We start from the raw sequence: 18,083 nt of genomic DNA on the forward strand, positions 1-18,083 counted from the left end.
CCACGGTCCGACTACGCCGACAGCTGCGGATACATCGCGCCGATGTCCTGCGACAGCTGGGCCTTGACGTGCCGGGAGACGTCGTCGGCCAGCACCTCGAAGGCACCGGACTCGATGCCGTCGAGCGCCTGGGCCGCGACGCTCTCAGGGGTGGACTTCGGTGCGTCGACATGCGCGGCCAAGTCCGTGTCGACGTAACCGACATGGAGTCCGGTGACCTCGATGCCGCGCGGCTTCAGATCGAGGCGCAGGGAGTTGGTCTGCGACCAGAGGGCGGCCTTGGACGCACTGTAGGAGTTCAGGAGGCCGATCCACGACAGCACCGAGTGGACGTTGAGGATGTGGCCGCCGCCGTTGCGCTCGATGATCGGGACGAAGGCGCGCGTGACGAGGAGCGGGCCGTAGAAGTTCGTCTCGAACTCGCGGCGGACGTCCTCGACGGGCGAGTCCAGGAAGTTCGCGTTCACGGACGCGCCGGCGTTGTTGATCAGGACGGTGACGTCCTGCGCCTGCTTGGCGGCCGCGGCGACGGACGCGGGGTCGCTCACTTCCAGCGCCAGCGGCACGGCGTCGGGGTGCGTGACCGTCCGGGGGTCGCGCGCGGTGGCGTACACCTTCTGCGCGCCGCGCTCGTACAGGGACTGCACCAGCGCCCGGCCGATACCGCGGCTGCCGCCGGTGACGAGGGCGACCGAACCTTCGATGGATGTCATGGGTACTCCCAGGAACGAATAACGAGAAACCGATCGGTTTACCTACTTCCGCGAGAGTAAACCGATCGGTTTCCCACCGCAAGGCGGGACCCGGGCGACGGCCGTTCCGCGTGGCTCACCCGCGCGCCGGCCGTTCCGCGTGACTCACCCGCGCGCCGGGCGTTCCGCGTGACTCACCCGCGCGCCGGCCGTTCCGCGTGACTCACCCGCGCGCCGGGCGTTCCGCGTGACTCACCCGCACGCCGGCCGTTCCGCGTGACTCAAAGGACGCGCGTGCCGACCACGTTTCCGAAATCGCCCCGCTCCGCGCGACGGAACCGCCGCCCCGCCCCGTAGAGCAGACGACATCGGCCCACAGGGAGGGGAGCTCAACGTGGCAGGGCACAGAGTCAAAGGCGTCAGGGGTGCGGCGATCGCGGCGGCGGCGATGGCCGCGCTGACCGCGTCACAGGCGCCGGGTGCGGTCCCGGCAGGGACCTCCGCCCCCCAGCGGGAGGCGCCCACCGAGCACGGGCAGAGCGTGTCGGGAGACACCCCGTACCGCACCGACCTCCCGCCGCTGCGGACCCGGGCACGCGAGCGCGGGGCATCGGAGGCGGGCGCCGCCCTGCCGGCAAGCGTGTTCGCCGCCTACCGGCACGCCGAGGCGGAGCTCGCGCGCACCGCGCCCGGCTGCCGGCTGCGGTGGCAGTTGCTGGCCGCGATCGGCCAGGTGGAGTCCGGGCAGGCGCGGGGCGGCCGGGTGACGGCGGACGGTACGACCGTGGCGCCGATCCTCGGGCCGCGGCTGGACGGCGGCGCCTTCGCCGTCGTGCGGGACACCGACGGCGGCGCGTACGACGGGGACGCGGCCTACGACCGGGCGGTCGGACCGATGCAGTTCATCCCGTCGACCTGGGCCCGCTGGGGCACGGACGGCAACGGCGACGGGCGGGCCGACCCGGGCAACGTCTTCGACGCGGCGCTCGCCGCCGGGCGCTACCTGTGCGCGGGCGGGCGGGACCTCTCCGACCCGGCCGAGCTGGACCGGGCGGTCCTCGGCTACAACCACTCGGAGGCCTATCTGCGCACGGTCAGGGCCTGGTACGCGTACTTCCTGGAAGGGCACCGGGTGGTGCCGGACAGCCCCGCGAAGCCCTCGGCGCACCGGGAGCCGTCGCGGCCCCCGTCCACGCCGAAGCCCTCCCGCCGTCCGAGCGCCGCCCCCTCCCCGGCACCGTCCGCACCTGCCTCGCCGACCCCCGGCACGTCCCGTCCGGCGGGCGGGCCCAAGGAGACGGAGGAGCCCCAACTCCCCACGCCCGGCCCGGACATCGAGCTGCCCGGCGCCGACCTGCTGCCCAGCGACGGTCCGCTGACCAGCAACGGTGTGGACTCGATGGCCTCCGCCCCCTCCACAACCGCGGATACTGGGCGGTAATGTCGCCACCCGCCGGACGGCACGAGACCGGCGGATGAGCGCGAAGGGGCCCTCATGGCGACGGACATGCCTGCGGAGATGCAAGCGGCCGACGACCGTTGGCAGCGCATGTGGAGCCACCGCGAGCAACTGCTCAAGGTGGCCCGGCGCAGGTCGATGAGCTCGGAGGACGCCGAGGACGCGGTGCACGAGGCGATGCTGCGCGCCGCGGAACGCCCCGACCTGGACGACGAGCGCCTCGGCGCCTGGCTGACGACCGTGACCATGCGGCTGTGCGTCGATCGGTACCGCCAGGTCAACCGTGAGGCCGAGGTGCACCGCAGCCCCACGCTCACCGCACCGGGTCCGGTGCCCGTCGAGGAGGCGGTGTGCGACCGGGCCGAGGCGAAGTGGCTGGCCGTGCGCAGCGGGGAGCTGCCCGCGCGCCAGGCCGAGGCGCTCCGGCTGAAGTCCGAGGACCTCGACGTCGGCCAGGTCGCCGTGCGCATGGGGCTGAGCTACCGGACCGTCGAGTCGCTGCTCGCCCGGGCCCGGCGCACGCTGCGCAATTCGCTGGCCGGAACGCTGGGCCTCGCCCTGTTCCTGTGGGGGCGCGGCAAGCTGCGCGCGAGCGGACACGCGCAGGCCGTGGCGGTGACCTCGACGGCCGCGACTCTGGTGGTGGCGGGGTTCGTGCTGCCGTACGTCCACGACGCGGACGGGAAGGGCACGACTCCGGGTCCGTCCGTGTCCCGTATGGCCCAGAAGACCACGGAGACCGTACGGCCCGACGGCGCGGGCCGGGCAGCCACCCCGAACGCCCGTGAGCTGTCGGCCGCCCCGACGGCTCCCGGCGCGACGCCGTCGACCGGCGGCCACGACCGGTCGCTGCTGCCGCTGTCGGTGCCGCCCCTGCCGGAGGCCTCGCTGTCACCGGTGCCGGCCGTCCCCGAGGTCCCGGCGGTGTCCGACCTGCCGAGCGTGCCCGCTCTCCCTGATGTGCCGGCCGCGTCCGCGGTCCCGACGACGCTTCCGGCCGTACCGAAGGCTCCCGTCGAGGTACCGACCCCGACCGCACTGCCGTAGAACCCTCGGAACCCTCGGAGCCCTCGAAAAAAATCCGCCTCCGTCGCGACGGACGCCCCGCCCCTCCCCGTAGAGCAGATGTCGGAGCTGCTGCACGGCCGAAGGGTGGACCGGATGGGTGTCGAGATCTGTGTGGAAGGGCTGACCAAGTCCTTCGGTCACCAGGTCATCTGGCAGGACGTCTCGCTGACGCTGCCCGCCGGGGAGGTATCGGTCATGCTCGGCCCCTCGGGCACGGGCAAGTCGGTGTTCCTCAAGACGCTCGTCGGACTGCTGAAGCCGGACCGGGGCTGCGTGAAGATCGCGGGCCGGGACATCACCAAGCTGCGCGAGCACGAGCTCTACGAGGTACGGAAACTCTTCGGCGTGCTGTTCCAGGACGGCGCGCTGTTCGGCTCGATGAGCCTGTACGACAACATCGCGTTCCCGCTGCGTGAGCACACCCGCAAGTCCGAGAGCCAGATCCGGCGCATCGTGCTGGAGAAGATGGACATGGTCGGGCTGATCGGTTCCGAGGGAAAGCTGCCCGGTGAGATCTCCGGCGGGATGCGCAAACGGGCCGGGCTGGCGCGGGCGCTGGTGCTCGATCCGGAGATCATCCTCTTCGACGAGCCGGACTCGGGCCTCGACCCGGTGCGCGTCGCGTACCTCAACCAGCTCATCGTCGACCTCAACGCACAGATCAACGCGACCTTCCTGATCGTCACCCACGACATCGCCTCGGCCCGCCAAGTGCCGGACAACATCGGCCTGTTGTTCCGCCGTGAGCTGGTCATGTTCGGGCCGCGCGAGGAGCTGTTGACCAGTGACGAGCCGGTGGTACGGCAGTTCCTGAACGGCCGGATGCAGGGCCCGATCGGCATGGCGGAGGAGAAGGACGCCGCACAGGTCGAGCAGGAGCTGGCGCGGCTCGGCGAAGCGGACCGGAAAGCCCGCCACGTCGGCAACGACATGACGCCGCGCCTGCTGCCGGGCCCCGGCATCACCCGCCCGCCCCGCTGGGAGGCGATCGCGAGACGCGAGGCCGAGCTGCACCGCAAGGAGGTGGCGGACGCATGAGCCTGTCGCCGACCGGAGCGCTCAGGCACTCGGGGAACCTCTTCGCGATGGCGCTGGACGTCGTCCGGACCATACCCCGACGGCCGTTCCAGGCACGGGAGTTCATCCAGCAGGCCTGGTTCATCGCGAGCGTGACCATCCTGCCGACGGCCCTCGTGTCCATCCCCTTCGGCGCGGTCATCGCGCTGCAGATCGGCAGCCTGACCCGGCAGCTCGGCGCCCAGTCCTTCTCCGGCGCCGCCTCGGTCCTCGCGGTGCTGCGGGAGGCCTCACCGATCGTCACCGCGCTGCTGATCGCGGGCGCCGGCGGCACGGCGATCTGCGCGGACCTCGGGGCGCGGAAGATCCGCGAGGAGATCGACGCGATGCAGGTGCTGGGCATCGACCCCATCCACCGGCTGGTCGTCCCGCGGGTACTGGCGTCGATGGTGGTGGCGGTGCTGCTCAACGGCCTGGTGTCGGTGGTCGGCGTCGCGGGCGGCTACTTCTTCAACGTCGTCCTGCAGAACGGCACACCAGGCGCCTATCTCGCCTCCTTCACCACGCTCGCGCAGCTCTCCGACCTGTGGGCGGCGGAGATCAAGGCGCTGGTGTTCGGCGCGATCGCCGCGATCGTCGCCTCCTACAAGGGACTCACCGCGAAGGGCGGCCCGAAGGGTGTGGGCGACGCGGTGAACCAGTCGGTGGTGATCACCTTCATGTTGCTGTTCGTGACGAACTTCGTGATGACCGCCGTGTACTTCCAAGTCGTTCCGCAGAGGGGCTGAGTCATGGCGCTGCTGAATCGCCTGGAGGAACTGGGCAGCCAACTGTCCTTCTACGGCCGCTCGTTGGCGTGGGCGGGCCGCACCGTACGCCGCTACAAGAAGGAGATCCTCCGGCTGCTCGCCGAGGTGAGCTTCGGGCGCGGCGCCCTCGCCGTCGTGGGCGGCACGGTCGGTGTCATCGCCTTCCTGTCGTTCTTCACGGGCACGGAGGTGGGCCTGCAGGGGTACGCCGCGCTCAACCAGCTCGGCACCTCCAACTTCGTGGCGTTCCTCTCGGCGTACTTCAACACCCGGGAGATCGCCCCGCTGGTGGCCGGGCTCGCGCTGTCCGCGACGGTCGGCGCGGGGTTCACCGCCCAGCTCGGCGCGATGCGGATCAGCGAGGAGACGGACGCCCTCGAAGTCATGGGCGTCCCCTCGCTGCCGTTCCTGGTGACCACCCGGATGATCGCCGGTTTCGTCGCGGTGATCCCGCTGTACGTGGTCGGGCTGCTGTCCTCGTACTTCGCCGCCCGCACCATCACCACCGGCTACTACGGGCAGTCGGCGGGCACCTACGACCACTACTTCCAGCAGTACCTGCCGCCGGTCGACGTGCTGTGGTCCTTCGGGAAAGTGCTCGTCTTCGCTGTCCTGATCATCCTCGTGCACTGCTTCTACGGCTACTACGCGAGCGGCGGCCCGGCGGGCGTCGGCGTCGCCGTGGGCCGCGCCGTGCGCACCTCGATCGTCGCGATCAACGTCCTGGACTTCTTCCTGTCGCTCGCGATCTGGGGCGCCAACACGACCGTACGGATTGCGGGGTGAGCCGTATGAGGGCGCTGAGACTGCGGTTGTACGGCGTCGTGTTCCTCGCCGTACTCGCGCTGCTGCTGTCCCTGTCCGTCGCCGTGTACCGGCAGGTGTTCACCTCGGCCGTACGGATCGAGCTGGAGGCCGACAGCCTCGGCAACCAGCTCGATCCTCGTGCCGACGTCAAGCTGCGCGGGCTGTTGGTCGGCGAGGTGCGCGCGGTGCACGCCGACGGGTCGAAGGCGACGCTCGACATCGCGCTGAAGCCGGAGTACGTCGCGGACATCCCCTCCGACGTGCACGCGCGCCTGCTGCCCAAGACGCTGTTCGGCGAGAAGTACGTCGACCTGGTCGCGCCCGCGCGCTCCTCGGCCCGGCCCATCCGCGCCGGGGATGTCATCACCCAGGACCGCACCCGGGTCGGCATCGAGCTCCAGCAGCTGATGAACGACCTGCTGCCGCTGCTGCGGACCGTGCAGCCCGGCAAGCTCAACGCCACGCTCTCCGCGTTCGCCACCGCCCTCGAAGGGCGCGGCGACCGGATCGGCGACAACCTCACGCGCGTGGAGGACTATCTGCACCGCCTCAATCCTCATCTGCCGTCCCTCACCGAGGACTTCGCGCGGCTGGCCGACGTCGCCGAGGTGTACGGCGACGCGGCGCCCGACCTGATGGCGATCCTGCGCAACACCGTCACCACCAGCCGCACCCTGGTCGAGCAGCGGGACCGGCTCGCGTCCGCGCTCACCACGACGGCCACCGCCGCGCGCACCGCGGACGACTTCCTCGACGCGAACGGCGACCGGCTGATCACCCTCGGCCGAGTCTCCCGCCCCACACTCGACCTCTTCGCCCGCTACTCGCCCGAGTACCCCTGCCTCCTCGCCGGCCTGGTGCGCGAGGAGCAGGCATCCGAGCAGGCCTTCCAGGGCGGCAAGATGCACATCACGCTCGAGGTCGTGCGCCAGCAGGGCGCGTACGAACCGGGTGAGTACCCCCGCTACGGCGATCGGTCGGGGCCCAACTGCCGCGACCTGCCCCATCCGCAGGTGCCCGCGCCCGGGGTCCACCTCAACGACGGTTCGGCGAAGGGGAGTTCGTCCGGTCCGGTCGGCGTTTCCTCCACCAGGACCGAGCAGCGCGCCGTCGGCTCGCTCGTCGCGCCCGTCATGGGTGTGCCCGCCGACGAGGTGCCGCCGGTCGCGACCCTGCTGTTCGGACCGATGGCGCGCGGGACGGCGGTGAGCGTCGCATGAGGACCAAGAAGAACACGAAGATCACGAAGACCTCGCGGACGTCAGGAGCCCGGCAGGCCGCTGCCCCGCTGATCAAGTTCAGCCTCTTCGCCCTGGTGACGATCCTGGCGACGGCGCTGCTCGCCGCCACCATCGTGAACATCTCCTTCACTCCCGAGCACACGTATCGCGCGGTGTTCAGCGACGTGACGGGCCTGGAGAAGGGCGACGACATCCGGGTGGCCGGGGTACGGGTCGGCGAGGTCCAGGGCATCCGGATCAAGGACCGGACGCTGGCGGAGGTCACCTTCAGCGTCAGCGCGGATCGTCCGCTGCTGAACAGCACCGGCGCGGTCATCCGCTACCGGAACCTGGTCGGACAGCGTTACCTCGCCCTGACCGAGGGCGCGGGAGACGGCACCCGGCTGAAGCCCGGCGCCACGATCCCGTTGTCGCGCACCCAGCCCGCGCTGGACCTCAACGCGCTGCTGAACGGCTTCAAGCCACTGTTCGCCGCGCTCAGCCCGCAGGACGTCAACCAGCTCGCGACCGAGATCATCCGGACACTCCAGGGCGAGGGCGGCACCGTCAACAGCCTGCTCGCACACACGGCTTCGCTCACCACGACGCTGGCCGGCCGCGACAAGCTGATCGGTTCGGTGATCGACAACCTCAACACCGTGCTGGAGACGCTGGACAAGCGCGGCGCCCGCTTCTCCGGGCTCCTCAAGCAGCTGCGGCGAGTGATTTCGGGGCTGTCCGCCGACCGCAAGCCCATCGGGCAGTCGCTGGTGGGCATCGGCGACCTGACCGATGCCACCTCGGGGCTGCTCAAGGACGCGCGTCCGCCCCTGAAGGACGACATCGCCGAGCTGACCGATCTCACCGGAACGCTGAACAAGAACGAGAACACCGTGGAGGGCGTCCTGAAGCGGCTGCCGAACAAGCTCAACGCACTGACGGGGACGGCGTCCTACGGCTCGTGGTTCAACTTCTACCTCTGCGACTTCGACGGCCGGATCGTGCTGCCGAAGACGAAGCAGGTGCTCACCCCCGAGCTGCATGTGGCGAGGGCGAGGTGCGGCGCATGACGCAGCACTTCCTTTCGCGCCGGACTCGTAAGCGCCGCCCGGAGCCGCTGGTCAAGGTCCGCATCGACCCGCCCAAGCTCCCGAAAATACGGCTCCTGCCGCGCCGGGCACCGCGCCCGCGCCGCCCGGAACCCCTGGTGAAAGTCCGCATCGACCCGCCGAAGCTCCCGAAAATACGGCTGCTCCCGCGCCGGGCGCCCCGTCCCCGCCGTCCGGAACCGCTGATGAAGGTTCGCATCGACCCGCCTCGGATACGGCTTCCACGGATCCGCCGTCCGCGCCTGATCCCGTTCCGCGAGCGCAACCCCGTGGTGATCGGAGCTGTCGGTCTCACCACCCTCGGGCTGCTGGCCGTGGCCGCGTTCAACGCGGACAGCCTGCCGCTGATCGGCGGCGGCGACACGTACAGCGCGGCCTTCTCGGAGGCGGGCGGTCTCAAGCCCGGCGACGAGGTGCGGATCGCCGGCGTCAAGGTCGGCAAGGTCGAGGACGTCGATCTGGACGGCGACCACGTCAAGGTCACCTTCAAGATCAAGGGCGATCCGGCGTTCGGCACCGGGACCGGCGCCTCGATCCGGGTCAAGACGATCCTCGGCGCCAAGTACCTCGCGCTGCATCCCGAGGGGCCGGGGCAGTTGAAGCCAGGCAGCGAGATACCGCTGAAGAGGACGGTTCCGGCGTACGACGTCGTACAGGCGTTCAGCGATCTCACCACCACGACGGAGAAGGTCGACACCGACCAGTTGGCGAAGGCCCTGGACACCATCTCCACCACCTTCCAGGACTCGCCCGCCGAGGTACGGGCGTCCATCAAGGGCCTGTCGAAGATCTCCCGGACGGTCGCCTCGCGCGACAAGGCGCTGGGCGAACTCCTCGACCACGCGAACGGTGTCACGGGCGTGCTGGCCGACCACTCCGAGGACTTCTCCGGGCTGGTCAAGGACGGCGACAAGCTGTTCAAGGAGATCAGCAAGCGGCGCAAGGCGATCCACAAGCTGCTGAAGAGCTCCGCCGCGCTGGGCATCGAGCTCTCCGGCCTGGTCGAGGACAACGACAAGGAGATCGGGCCCGCGCTCAAGGGCCTGAACCGTGTGGTGCAGATGCTCGAACGGAATCAGTCGAGCCTCGACCGGAGCGTCAAGCTGCTCGCGCCGTACGTCCGGGTCTTCAGCAACACCCTCGGCAACGGCCGCTGGTTCGACAGCTACGTCCAGAACCTGGTCGCCGCTCCGGTGGTGCCGCGCACGGGAGGCACGCAGTGAAGAAACTGAAGAGGCGCGTGGCCGTGAAGACCCTGAAGAGGCGCGTGGCCGTGGTCACCGCACTCGCCCTCGTCGCCGCGCTGACCTACATGCTGTGGCCGCGCTCCGAGCCCGTGCACGTCACCGCGTACTTCCCGCGCACCGTCGGCATCTACCCCGGCTCGGACGTCCGCGTCCTCGGCGTCCGGATCGGCGAGGTCGAGAAGATCACGCCGGAGGGCGACCGGGTGCGGGTGGAGCTGACGTACGACGAAGGCCGCAAGGTCCCGGCGGACGCCAAGGCCGCGATCATCAACTCCTCGGTGGTCAGCGACCGTTACGTGCAGCTGCTGCCGGTGTACCGGAAGGGCCCGGTACTACGGAACGGCGCCGTCATCCCCGAGACGCGGACGGCCGTGCCGGTCGAACTGGACCGCATCTTCGACAGTCTGCACACGACGGCCGACGCGCTCGGCCCCCAGGGCGCCAACAAGGACGGCTCGCTGTCGCGGCTGCTCGGGGTGAGCGCGGACAACCTCGAGGGCCAGGGCGAGAACCTCAACCAGACGGTCGAGGACCTCTCGCAGGCCGTCACCACGCTGTCGGACGGCCGCACGGACCTCTTCGGCACGGTGCGGAACCTGCAGGTGTTCACGGCGGCACTGGCCGCGGACGACAAGAGCGTGCGGTCGTTCAACACCAGCCTGGCCGAGGTCGCCGGACAGCTCGCGGGCGAGCGCAAGGACCTCGCGGACGCGCTCAAGAACCTGGGGACGGCGCTCGGCGACGTGTCCGCCTTCGTGAAGAACAACAAGAAGTCGCTGACCTCGAACGTGAAGGGCCTCAGCAAGGTGACCAAGGTGCTCGTCACCCAACGGGCCGCGCTGGCCGAGCTGTTGGAGGTCGCTCCCACGGGTCTGTCGAACCTGAACAACGCCTACAACCCGTCCTCGGGCACCCTCGACACCCGCAACAACGCCCAACAGGCACAGGATCCGGCCTCACTGCTGTGCTCCGTACTGAGGACGACCGGCGACGAAGGCGGCAAGAACCCCGACTGCAAGGAGCTGAAGGACCTCTTCGACTCCCTGCCCAAGGTGCCTCAGGGCTCCGCGGTGACGGGAACCGTCGACCGGACGCTCGGCGGAATTCTGGGGGCGAGCGCATGAGCGCGCGGCGCAAGGTCGGGGCGGTGGCGATGGCCGCGGTCGGATCGCTGCTGCTGTCCGGCTGCGAGTTCAACGGCTGGTACGACGTCCAGCTGCCCGGCGGAGCCGCCGCCGACGGCCACGCGTACCACGTCACCGTCGAGTTCCGCGACGTCCTCGACCTGGTGCCGCAGTCGGCGGTGAAGGTCAACAACGTCACTGTGGGCGCGGTCGAGAAGGTGGAACTCGACGGCTGGCACGCGCGCGTACGGCTGCGGGTCGCCGACTCGGTGAAGCTGCCCGCCAACGCGATCGCAGAGCTGCGGCAGACCAGCATGCTCGGCGAGAAGTACGTCGCGCTCTCCGCCCCTTCCGGCACCGCCCCGGTGGGTCGGCTCGGCGACGGCGACCGCATCCCGCTGTCCCGCAGCGGCCGCAACCCGGAGATCGAGGAGGTGCTCTCCGCGCTGTCCGCGCTGCTCAACGGCGGCGGAGTGGCCCAGCTCAAGACGATCACCGTGGAGCTGAACAAGGCCCTGCACGGCCGGGAGAACCGGGTCAGGTCGCTGCTCAAGGAGCTGAACACGTTCATCGGCGGTCTGGACGACCAGCGCAAGGACATCGTCCACGCCCTCAAAGCCGTCGACCGGCTCGCGGGACGGCTCGGCAAGGAGAAGAAGACGATCGCCCAGGCCGTCGACACGATGCCGCCCGCCCTGAAAGTCCTCGCCGACCAGCGCCGCGATCTGACGAGGATGCTCACCGCCCTGTCGAAGCTCGGCAAGACGGGCACCAAGGTGGTCAACGCCTCGCACGACGACACGGTCGCGAACCTCAAACAACTGCGGCCGATCCTTCAGCAGCTGAACAAGGCGGGCGACGATCTGCCCAACTCCCTTGAGCTGCTGACCACTTACCCGTTCCCGCGCAACGTCACGGGCGCCATCAAGGGGGACTACGTCAATCTCGACATCACCGCGGATCTGGACCTGGCCGGCATCTACGGGAACGTGACGGACGGCAACTCCGGCCGGGGCGACGGCGATTCCCAGAAGCCCGACACTCCCGACGTACCCGATCTCCCCGATCTTCCCGATCTGCCGAGCGTGCCGACACCCACCGCGTTGCCGAGCACACCGAGCCTGCCGTCGTCCCCCTCGGTGCCGTCGGCCCCGTCGGCGTCGTCGGGCGGCGGCGGTCCGCTGTGCCCGCCGGTGTGCACCAGCAGCTACACCACCCAAGGCGGGCTGCCCGAGGGGATCAACCTCGCGCTCGCGGAGCTGATGCTGAAGGGGGTTCAGCCGTGATCACCCGTACGGTCAAGGCCCAACTGCTCGCCTTCGCCACCGTCACCGCCGTCGGGGTGTCGTACGTCGGCGCCGAGTACACCGGCCTGGTGGACGACGTCCTGGGTCGCGGCTACACCGTGCAGGCGGACTTCACCGAATCCGGGGGCATCTTCCCCGGCGCCGAGGTCACCTACCGCGGGGTGCCGGTGGGCCGCGTCGGCGCGCTGGGGCTGACCGGCGCCGACGGCGTCTCGGTCTCCCTCGACATCAAGGACGGCGCTCCGCGCATCCCGGCGGACACGCTCGCCGTGGTGGCGAACCGTTCGGCGGTGGGCGAGCAATACGTAGATCTGCAGCCGCGTAGTTCGCATGGCCCATATCTCCTCGACGGCAGCGCCATCCCGCGCGGCAGCACCCGCGTGCCGCTGCCCACGACGGACCTGGTCCTCAGCCTGGACCGGCTTGTGAACTCGGTCGGCAAGGACGATCTGCGGATCACCGTCGACGAGCTGGGCAAGGCCTTCTCCGGCACCGGCCCGAACCTGAGCCGGCTGGTGGACTCGGGCAACGCGCTCGTCGAGTCGGCCTCCGAGTCACTCCCCCAGACGATCTCGCTGATCGAGGACTCGCGAAAGGTCCTCAAGACGCAGGCCGACCAGGGTTCGTCCATCAAGTCGTTCGCGCACGATCTGGCGGCCCTCAGCGCGCAGTTGAAGTCGAGCGACGGGGACCTGCGCAAGCTGATCGGCAACGCGACGCCGGCCGCGCAGCAGGTGAACTCGCTACTGAAGAACATCTCACCGCGGCTGTCGGTCCTGTTGGCGAATCTGATCAGCGGCGGCCAGGTCACGCTGGCCCGCCTGCCCGGCGTGGAGCAGTCCCTGGTCACCTTCCCGGCACTGGTCGCGGGCAGCTACACGGTCGTCCCGGGCGACGGCACCACCCACTTCGGCCTGGTGGTGAACGCCGACGACCCGCCGCCGTGCACCCAGGGGTACGGGACAACACGGCGCGACCCCTCGGACACCAGCACGCGCGAGGCGAACACCGACGCGCGCTGCACGGCCCCTCGCGGGAGCAAGACGTCGGTGCGGGGCGCGCAGAACGCCCCCGGCGCGTCGGCCGCTTCCGGCGGCGCGAACCAGACGGCGTACGGGACGCCGTACATCACGCCTTACGACCCGGAGACCGGCACCGCGACCGGCCCGGACGGAAGGCCTGTCGAGATCGGCTCGACGGGCGGCCAACAGGCTTTGTTCGGAAAGGAGTCGTGGCAATGGCTGCTAGTCGGACCGATGGCATGAGCGGGGCCATGAGCAGAGCGGTGAGCGGGGCCCTGTCGGGCAGGGCGTGGTCGGTGGGACTGGTGGTGGCGACCGTCCTCACCACCGCGCTGACGATCTGGCTGAGCCTCCGGGTCTACGACCAGCACGAGGCCGAGCAGCGCCGCCAGGACATCCTGTCCACGGCACGCCAGTCGGCGCTGAACTTCACGTCGCTCGACTACCGGCACTACGACCGGGACAGCGCGAACGTCCTCGAGGGCGCCACCGGCGACTTCAAGAAGCAGTTCGCCGCGCAGACCGAGCAGTTGACCAAGCTCGTCGCCGCGAACGAGTCCGTGTCCGAGGGCCAGGTCCTCGACGCGGGCATCGTCCGCTCCGACGAGCACTCGGCCCGCGTCCTGGTGGTCGCCGACAGCAAGGTCACCAACACCGCCGCGCCCAAGGGCGAGGCGCGCACCTACCGGCTCCAGCTCGACCTGGTGCACCGGGACGGCCGCTGGCTGACCTCGGACGTCGAGTTCGTCGGCTGACCGCGCCCTGACCGCCGTACGCCCATGAGGACTTGAGGAGCAAAACCGTGACGAAGACGACCACCCGGGGCCGCGGCTCCGGTTCCGGATCCGGCACCCGGCGCACCATCACCGCGGCCGCCCGCGCGGCGGCCAAGCGCGCGGAGCGCGGCCACCACGAACTGGACCCGGCGGCCGCCGACGAGGAAGCCCCGCAGCGCCCCGAGGCACCGACCGCCGGCCGCACCGTGCTCATCGAGGCCCCGGCGGAGGACGGCTGGGACGACCCGCCGGAGCCGTCGCCGGAGTCCTTCGAGGAGGACGAGCCGCAGGAGAAGGGCGAGTCCGGGTCCGGTACGACGACGCGGCGCGGTAGGGGCGAGCCGGACGCCAGTACCGCGGCGCGGCGCGGCCGACGGCGGCTGCTCACCGCGGCCCTGTGCGTCCTGCTCGTGGCGGGCCTGGTCGCGGCCGCCGTGCTCGGGTGGCGCTACCGGGAGGGCGTGCGGGCCGAACAGGCTCGGGCACAGGCGCTCGCGGCCGCGCGCCAGGCGGCGCCCGTCGTGCTGTCGTACGACTACCGGCACCTGGACCGCGACTTCGCCGCGGCGCGCACCCGACTCACCGGCCACTTCCGCGACGAGTACCGAAAGACCACCACGACGGTGGTCGGTCCCACGGCCAGGAAGTACCACGGTGTGGTGAAGGCGACGGTCGCACAGCCCACCGGCGGCTCCCCGGCAGCCTCCGTGATCTCGACGTCGCCGGACCGGGCCGTGGTCCTCCTCTTCGTCAACCAGGTGACCACAAGCACCCAGGTCTCGGGCTCCCGCGTCGACCTGAACCGGGTACGGATGACACTGACCCGCACGTCCGACGGCTGGAAGGTGAGCGGGGTCGACGCGCTCTGACATCCGCTTCTGCCGGAACCCGAAGGGGTGGGTCTCTGGCAGAGCACGCGGTGACTTGGTCGCCGTCCGCGCCGGGGATCGGGGAGTGACCCCGAGGAAGTTGAATACTGTGCCGTCATCCTGACGGTTGCGCGCCGGGCCGTCGCCTGACGCTCCGTTCCATCAAACCTCGGATCCCCTCGTTCCGCATGTCCACATCCAGGGCGCTGCCGGACGCCGAAATGACGGTTCTTGCATGACAGTTCGTATGCGGGCCGACGCGGTCCGCCGCTGCGGTTGCGGGTGCCGCAGCGGCGTGTGTGACTGGGAGAAACCCCACTTTCTCGTTTCAAGGGGGATCGTCATGTCCGATTGCATTCCGCCCCGCGCCGGCGCTGTCGCCATCTGGTCCGACTTCTGCGCCGTGTGCCCCAGTCCGGAACTGCGTGAGCGGCTCCAGGAAGAGCAGCAGCGCATCCGCAGCGCCTCACCGCTCGGCCGCCAGTTCGTCGTGAGCGGCGCTCCGCGCCCCCTCGGGTTCGATGACGGCACGATCATCCCGCCCAGCGAGTTCCCTGTCGGCACGCCGCGTGCCACCATCGCCGCCGCGGCCGCCGAGCGCAGGCCGCTCACCGGCGCCGTACGCGTCGTCGTCGTCCTCGCCGACTTCGGCGACAAGCAGATGTCGCGCGACAAGCAGCACTTCGAGGAGCTGTTCTTCTCGCTCGGCGCGCTTGCGAACGGCAGCGTCCGCGAGTACTACCGCGAGGTGACCCATGGTCTGGTCGACATCGTCGGCGAGGTCGTGGGCCCCGTCCAGCTGCCGAAGGACCTCTCCTGGTACGCGAACGGCAACTTCGGCATCGGCAAGCCGACCGGACAGCCCCGGGCACATCTCATGGCCAGAGACACCGCCATCGCCGCGGATCCGCAGATCAACTACGCCCCGTACGACAACGACGGCAACGGGTTCGTCGACGCCTTCATCGTGCTGCACCCGGGACCGGGCGGCGAGGTCACCGGTGACCCCGGCGACATCTGGTCGCACAAGTGGACCCTGCCGGACGCCTACAACGCGGACGGCGCGCGCATCTTCGCGTACCTCACCATCCCCGAGGACGCCAAAATCGGCGTCTGCGCACACGAGTTGGGGCACCTGCTGTTCGGCTTCCCCGACCTGTACGACATCGACGGCACGTCGGAAGGAGTCGGCAACTGGTGCCTGATGGGCGGTGGTTCGTGGGGAGGCGGCGGTGACGTGCCGACGCACCCGTCGGCCTGGTGCAAGGTCGACCAGGGCTGGGCGACGGTGTCCAACGTCAACGGCCCGACGACCCTGTCGATCCCTGACGTGAAGAACAGCCACCAGGTGCACCGGCTGTGGACCGGCGGGCTGCCCGGCAGTGAGTACTTCCTGGTCGAGAACCGCCAGCGCACCGGCTATGACGCCTCGCTGCCCGGCGACGGGCTGTTGATCTGGCACGTCGACGAGCACCAGCCCGACAACTCCGACGAGACCCACTACATGGTGGGACTGGTACAGGGCGACAACCAGCAGGACCTCGAGTGGTCGGCGAATCGCGGCGACACCGGCGACCCCTACCCCGGAAGCACCGGGAACACCGCGTTCGGTCCTACGAGCGCCCCCAGTTCCCACTCCCACTCGGGCGCCCCGACCGGTGTGTCCGTCACCGGCATCTCGGCGTCCGGGCCCACGATGACGGCCACGGTCGCGGTCACCGTGCCGGGACCGGTCCATCTGCCGGTCGGCGTCACCGCGGCGCGGACCGAGGCGGACGGCGAGCTCGGGCTGACCGAGATGATCCACGCCTTCCAGGCGCGGCTGGAGGCTCTGGAACAGGCCGTGGCAGGGGACGCGCGGAGGTCTGCCGAGCCGGTCCTCGAAGGCGGCCAGCGACAGGAGTACGACGGCACGCCGGGAGCCGCGGAGTCCGCCACGGGCGTCGGCCACGGCTACCGTCGGCCCTAGGACGCCCCACCACGCCGGCGGGTACGGCTACGGCAGGACGACCGAAGACGGGCGGAGGGCGTGAGCCATGGTGCAGGCGACCGAGAATCTCACCGCGCTGACCGTCCGCCTGGTCACGACGGGGCCGCATCCACGGCTGAAGGACTGGTACCGGCTGGTCGTCGACGTCCTCGACGCCCAGCCGGTCGCCGGCTACGCCGATCTTCTGTCCCGGCACGTCGGGCACCGTCTCGACCTCGCCGTGCCGAGCGACCTCGTAGCGGGTCCGGCTCCGGGCACCGTCATCCACCTGCGGGCCAGACTCGCCGGAGGCGAGGCGCTGGCCGAGAAGCGTCCGCCGCCGGGCACCTTCGTGGTGGAGCCTCCACCCTGACGTCCGGCGGCCCGCCCGCAGTGCGTCCAAGGGCAGCGTGAGCGGGCACGACCACCCAGCGTTCGACCAGCGCAGCCAGGAAGGAAGCGGCGGTGGCGCTACGTCTGTCTCGGCACCGGTGGGTCTACCCAGCCGTGTCGGACGGCGTGGCCGCCGAGCTGCATCCGGGTCCGAACTCCGGCTATGTCCATGAGGTGGCGCAGGCGTCGGTGCAGCGTGCGCGGTGACAGACCGAGCTGTGTCGCGGCCGTCGGGTCGGTCACGCCGGCCAGCAGGAGCGCGAGGATCCTTCGGTCGAGGTCGGTCGGGCCCTCCGCCCCGAGTTCGACAGGGGGTTCGGCTTCTCCGCCGGTGCCCGACAGCTCCAGCGGGTGGGCGGTGCGCCATACCGTCTCGAACAGCGCGTCCATCGCGTCCAGCAGACCGCTGCGGTGCAGCAGCACCGCGCCGGGCTCTCCGGTCGGCGTGGTCGCGAGCGGGACGAGGCCGAGTTCGGCGTCGGCCAGCATGAGTTTCATGGGCAACTGGTCGGCGACACGCAGCTGCACGCCGTTGCGCAGGGAATCGATCGCGTCGTGGACGATGCCCGGCTCCGCCAGCACGGCCCGGTCCAGTACCGCCCGGAAGTGCACGCCGCGGCCGATGGCCATGGGTTCGGCCGTGTTCTCGTCGGGAGGCAGGGCGACGAACGGTGCGGTGATGAAGGCGCGGACCTGCATGCGGGCCGCCTGCTGCACCTGGAGGTAGCGATGGCGGATGGCGTCGACGCCCGTGACGACCTCGATCAGATCGACGATGCTGCTTCCGGTCATCGCCGCCCGGTGTTCCTCGGCGAAGGTCACCAGGGCATGCTCGGCCGCGCGCAGCCCGTCCCGGCGATGGCTGATGAGAGCGCCGAGCGCCATGGCCGGCGGCGCGGCGGTGAACTGCTCGTCCGCCGACCTGATCACCAGCCCCCACCCGACCAGGCGGGACAAGGCCTTGTCTACCTGGGCCTGCGGCATGACGAGCAAATCCGACAGCAGCGTCGCGGTGGAGTCCGGCCGTCCGATCAGCGCCCGGTAGACGCGCTCGTCATCGGGTTCGAGGCCCAGAACATCCAGCATCGGCGACCGACTCTCTTCCGCTTGCCGCAGCGGGGAGAGTATGCGCCATGGCGGCAGACTCTGAATAGTCCCTGGTGGGAGTGGGTGCGACGGGAAGGGCCCCGGGGAG

17 protein-coding genes are annotated in these 18,083 nt (G+C 70.3%); 15 read left to right on the plus strand and 2 right to left on the minus strand.

Features of this window, described 5'->3' with window-relative positions:
* Positions 1–11 precede the first annotated feature (11 nt).
* On the minus strand, positions 12–713 hold the full coding sequence (locus tag AB5J53_RS15255) for an SDR family oxidoreductase (RefSeq protein ID WP_369246192.1): 702 nt from the start codon (positions 711–713) through the stop codon (positions 12–14).
* Positions 714–1,086: 373 nt separating this feature from the next.
* Here AB5J53_RS15255 and AB5J53_RS15260 point away from each other — a divergent pair, with 373 nt between their 5' ends.
* The 15 genes from AB5J53_RS15260 to AB5J53_RS15330 all read left to right on the plus strand — a co-directional run bounded on the left by AB5J53_RS15260 (position 1,087) and on the right by AB5J53_RS15330 (position 16,868).
* A complete protein-coding gene (locus tag AB5J53_RS15260; RefSeq protein WP_369246193.1) occupies positions 1,087–2,133 on the plus strand; it encodes a lytic transglycosylase domain-containing protein in 1,047 nt (348 codons plus the stop codon).
* Between the two features lie 54 nt (positions 2,134–2,187).
* On the plus strand, positions 2,188–3,198 hold the full coding sequence (locus AB5J53_RS15265; RefSeq protein WP_369246194.1) for a sigma-70 family RNA polymerase sigma factor: 1,011 nt from the start codon (positions 2,188–2,190) through the stop codon (positions 3,196–3,198).
* A 114-nt stretch (positions 3,199–3,312) separates the two neighbouring features.
* Complete coding sequence (locus tag AB5J53_RS15270) at positions 3,313–4,257, plus strand: ABC transporter ATP-binding protein (protein ID WP_369252239.1); 945 nt, start codon at positions 3,313–3,315, stop codon at positions 4,255–4,257.
* Positions 4,254–5,024: an MlaE family ABC transporter permease gene (locus AB5J53_RS15275; protein WP_369246195.1), complete on the plus strand. Its 771-nt coding sequence runs from the start codon at positions 4,254–4,256 to the stop codon at positions 5,022–5,024. Before AB5J53_RS15270 ends, AB5J53_RS15275 begins: the two co-directional genes overlap by 4 nt.
* Positions 5,025–5,027: 3 nt before the next feature.
* Complete coding sequence (locus tag AB5J53_RS15280) at positions 5,028–5,831, plus strand: MlaE family ABC transporter permease (protein WP_369246196.1); 804 nt, start codon at positions 5,028–5,030, stop codon at positions 5,829–5,831.
* A 5-nt stretch (positions 5,832–5,836) separates the two neighbouring features.
* The gene (locus AB5J53_RS15285) at positions 5,837–7,072 is read left to right on the plus strand and encodes an MCE family protein (RefSeq protein WP_369246197.1); all 1,236 of its coding nucleotides are present in this window, start codon (positions 5,837–5,839) and stop codon (positions 7,070–7,072) included.
* The gene (locus AB5J53_RS15290; RefSeq protein WP_369246198.1) at positions 7,069–8,142 is read left to right on the plus strand and encodes an MCE family protein; all 1,074 of its coding nucleotides are present in this window, start codon (positions 7,069–7,071) and stop codon (positions 8,140–8,142) included. The genes AB5J53_RS15285 and AB5J53_RS15290 overlap by 4 nt, the downstream gene beginning before the upstream one ends.
* A 281-nt stretch (positions 8,143–8,423) precedes the next feature.
* Positions 8,424–9,404: an MCE family protein gene (locus AB5J53_RS15295; protein WP_369252241.1), complete on the plus strand. Its 981-nt coding sequence runs from the start codon at positions 8,424–8,426 to the stop codon at positions 9,402–9,404.
* Between the two features lie 44 nt (positions 9,405–9,448).
* The gene (locus AB5J53_RS15300) at positions 9,449–10,552 is read left to right on the plus strand and encodes an MCE family protein (protein ID WP_369252243.1); all 1,104 of its coding nucleotides are present in this window, start codon (positions 9,449–9,451) and stop codon (positions 10,550–10,552) included.
* Positions 10,549–11,838, plus strand: a complete 1,290-nt coding sequence (locus AB5J53_RS15305; protein WP_369246199.1) for an MCE family protein — start codon at positions 10,549–10,551, stop codon at positions 11,836–11,838. Before AB5J53_RS15300 ends, AB5J53_RS15305 begins: the two co-directional genes overlap by 4 nt.
* Complete coding sequence (locus AB5J53_RS15310; protein ID WP_369246200.1) at positions 11,835–13,124, plus strand: MCE family protein; 1,290 nt, start codon at positions 11,835–11,837, stop codon at positions 13,122–13,124. Before AB5J53_RS15305 ends, AB5J53_RS15310 begins: the two co-directional genes overlap by 4 nt.
* 8 nt (positions 13,125–13,132) lie before the next feature.
* Positions 13,133–13,636, plus strand: coding sequence for a hypothetical protein (locus tag AB5J53_RS15315; RefSeq protein ID WP_369246201.1), 504 nt, complete (start codon positions 13,133–13,135; stop codon positions 13,634–13,636).
* Between the two features lie 47 nt (positions 13,637–13,683).
* The gene (locus AB5J53_RS15320; RefSeq protein WP_369246202.1) at positions 13,684–14,526 is read left to right on the plus strand and encodes a hypothetical protein; all 843 of its coding nucleotides are present in this window, start codon (positions 13,684–13,686) and stop codon (positions 14,524–14,526) included.
* Positions 14,527–14,869: 343 nt separating this feature from the next.
* Positions 14,870–16,495, plus strand: coding sequence for a M6 family metalloprotease domain-containing protein (locus tag AB5J53_RS15325; RefSeq protein ID WP_369246203.1), 1,626 nt, complete (start codon positions 14,870–14,872; stop codon positions 16,493–16,495).
* 67 nt (positions 16,496–16,562) lie between these two features.
* Complete coding sequence (locus tag AB5J53_RS15330; protein WP_369246204.1) at positions 16,563–16,868, plus strand: hypothetical protein; 306 nt, start codon at positions 16,563–16,565, stop codon at positions 16,866–16,868.
* Between the two features lie 98 nt (positions 16,869–16,966).
* On the opposite strand, the gene AB5J53_RS15335 is transcribed toward AB5J53_RS15330, so the two are convergent.
* Positions 16,967–17,974 carry a helix-turn-helix domain-containing protein gene (locus AB5J53_RS15335; RefSeq protein ID WP_369246205.1) on the minus strand — a complete coding sequence of 336 codons (1,008 nt, stop codon included), beginning with the start codon at positions 17,972–17,974 and terminating at the stop codon, positions 16,967–16,969.
* Positions 17,975–18,083 lie beyond the last annotated feature (109 nt).

Origin of the sequence: Streptomyces sp. R41 (genome assembly GCF_041053055.1) — a bacterium.
In the GTDB taxonomy this organism is placed as follows: domain Bacteria; phylum Actinomycetota; class Actinomycetes; order Streptomycetales; family Streptomycetaceae; genus Streptomyces.

What these genes read in the sequence shown, in the direction of transcription:
- AB5J53_RS15255 (WP_369246192.1), bottom strand. Translation starts at nt 713, where the DNA reads ATGACATCCATCGAAGGTTCGGTCGCCCTCGTCACCGGCGGCAGCCGC.
- AB5J53_RS15265 (WP_369246194.1), top strand. Translation starts at nt 2,188, where the DNA reads ATGGCGACGGACATGCCTGCGGAGATGCAAGCGGCCGACGACCGTTGG.
- AB5J53_RS15270 (WP_369252239.1), top strand. Translation starts at nt 3,313, where the DNA reads ATGGGTGTCGAGATCTGTGTGGAAGGGCTGACCAAGTCCTTCGGTCAC.
- AB5J53_RS15275 (WP_369246195.1), top strand. Translation starts at nt 4,254, where the DNA reads ATGAGCCTGTCGCCGACCGGAGCGCTCAGGCACTCGGGGAACCTCTTC.
- AB5J53_RS15280 (WP_369246196.1), top strand. Translation starts at nt 5,028, where the DNA reads ATGGCGCTGCTGAATCGCCTGGAGGAACTGGGCAGCCAACTGTCCTTC.
- AB5J53_RS15285 (WP_369246197.1), top strand. Translation starts at nt 5,837, where the DNA reads ATGAGGGCGCTGAGACTGCGGTTGTACGGCGTCGTGTTCCTCGCCGTA.
- AB5J53_RS15290 (WP_369246198.1), top strand. Translation starts at nt 7,069, where the DNA reads ATGAGGACCAAGAAGAACACGAAGATCACGAAGACCTCGCGGACGTCA.
- AB5J53_RS15305 (WP_369246199.1), top strand. Translation starts at nt 10,549, where the DNA reads ATGAGCGCGCGGCGCAAGGTCGGGGCGGTGGCGATGGCCGCGGTCGGA.
- AB5J53_RS15315 (WP_369246201.1), top strand. Translation starts at nt 13,133, where the DNA reads ATGAGCAGAGCGGTGAGCGGGGCCCTGTCGGGCAGGGCGTGGTCGGTG.
- AB5J53_RS15325 (WP_369246203.1), top strand. Translation starts at nt 14,870, where the DNA reads ATGTCCGATTGCATTCCGCCCCGCGCCGGCGCTGTCGCCATCTGGTCC.
- AB5J53_RS15330 (WP_369246204.1), top strand. Translation starts at nt 16,563, where the DNA reads ATGGTGCAGGCGACCGAGAATCTCACCGCGCTGACCGTCCGCCTGGTC.
- AB5J53_RS15335 (WP_369246205.1), bottom strand. Translation starts at nt 17,974, where the DNA reads ATGCTGGATGTTCTGGGCCTCGAACCCGATGACGAGCGCGTCTACCGG.